The organism is Mesorhizobium sp. M4A.F.Ca.ET.050.02.1.1 (assembly GCF_003997725.1).
Classification (GTDB): domain Bacteria; phylum Pseudomonadota; class Alphaproteobacteria; order Rhizobiales; family Rhizobiaceae; genus Mesorhizobium.
Genome location: NZ_RZSG01001155.1, coordinates 1 through 1,365, shown reverse-complemented (window position 1 = coordinate 1,365; position 1,365 = coordinate 1). Strand labels below are relative to the sequence as shown.

Sequence of the window (1,365 nt, the reverse complement as noted above, 5' to 3'; positions counted from 1 at the left end):
CTCCAAGGAAGAGGCACATGACTACCGCTATTTCCCCGGCCCGGACCTTCTGCCGCTGGAGTTCGACCAGGCCTATGTCGACGCGCTGGCCAAGGATCTGCCGGAACTGCCCGACAACAAGAAGGCGCGGTTGATCGCGGCGCTCGGCCTGACGACCTATGACGCCTCGATCCTGGTGTCCGAAAAGCCGATCGCCGACTATTTCGAGAAGGTGGCCTCCGGCCGCGACGGCAAGCTCGCCGCCAACTGGGTGATCAACGATCTGCTTGGCGCTCTCAACAAGGCCGGCAAGGACATTGAAAATGCTCCAGTTTCGCCCGAGCAACTCGGCGCCGTCATCGATCTGATCAAGGAAGGCACGATCTCCGGCAAGATCGCCAAGGACCTGTTCGAGATCGTCTGGAACGAGGGCGGCGATCCGCGCCAGCTCGTCGAAAGCCGCGGCATGAAGCAGGTCACCGACACCGGCGCCATCGAGAAGGCGGTGGATGAGGTAATCGCCGCCAATCCGGACAAGGCCGACCAGGCCCGCGCCAAGCCGACCATGGCCGGCTGGTTTGTCGGCCAGGTGATGAAGGCGACCGGCGGCAAGGCCAATCCGCAGGCGGTCAACGACCTCGTCAAGGCCAAGTTCGGAATCGAATAAAGCGATGTTCGTCCGTACCGCCAGCGAGCGCGATCTTGTTGCGATCCGCGCGCTGCTGGTCGAGACGTGGCACGCGACGTATGACGCCATTTACGGCGCCGAGCCGGTCGGGGCGCTCACCGACGAATGGCATTCGATCGCCTCGCTCAAGGCCCGGCTGACGCGGCCGGACTCCGAATTCCTGGTCGCCGACGACGGCAGGCGACTCGGCGGCATGGCATTCGCCGCCGCCACTACCGACCCGAAGATCGTCCTGTTGAACCAGCTTTATGTGCACCCGTCCTGCCAGCGGCAAGGGATCGGCAAGGCGCTGCTCGATGAGGTCGAGGCCAGCTTTCCGGAAGCGAACAGGCTGCGCCTCGAGGTGGAGGAAGCCAACGCGGGGGCGATCGCCTTCTACCGGTCACAGGGATTTGTGGCCGCCGGCGAAACCAAGGATTGCGGCGGCGGTTCCGGGCTGCCGGCGCTGGTTTTCGAGAAGCCCCTCCGATAGTCAGCGCGGGAGACAGCGGCGCGGGCGAAAGGTCTGACCGCGCGCAGTCAGGGCGGCGACATGACGGCAGGAATCTCCACATTATCGATCAGCCTGGTCGTGCCGAGCCAGACGGCCGCGAGCACGCGGCCGTCGCGGTCGCGCCGCCAGGGGGCGAGCGTCAGGCTTTCACGCGCCGCGACATAGTCGACCTTCCGGAAGCCTGCCTCGACAAGCGCCTGACGGG

General features: G+C 65.3%; 2 protein-coding genes and 1 pseudogene. 2 read left to right on the top strand and 1 reads right to left on the bottom strand.

The annotated features are described in order from the left end of the window. Positions 1-646 (top strand): annotated as a pseudogene (gatB, locus tag EOA33_RS35910) (Asp-tRNA(Asn)/Glu-tRNA(Gln) amidotransferase GatCAB subunit B); the annotation flags it as partial. 4 nt (positions 647-650) lie between these two features. Further along, a complete protein-coding gene (locus tag EOA33_RS35905) occupies positions 651-1,139 on the top strand; it encodes a GNAT family N-acetyltransferase (RefSeq protein ID WP_127407739.1) in 489 nt (162 codons plus the stop codon). Positions 1,140-1,186: 47 nt separating this feature from the next. Here the strand turns inward: EOA33_RS35905 and EOA33_RS35900 are convergent. Then, on the bottom strand, positions 1,187-1,365 hold a 179-nt coding region (locus tag EOA33_RS35900), incomplete at its 5' end, for a pantoate--beta-alanine ligase (protein WP_190234499.1).

Coding starts and splice junctions, on each gene's coding strand:
- EOA33_RS35905 (WP_127407739.1), top strand. CDS start 651: ATGTTCGTCCGTACCGCCAGCGAGCGCGATCTTGTTGCGATCCGCGCG.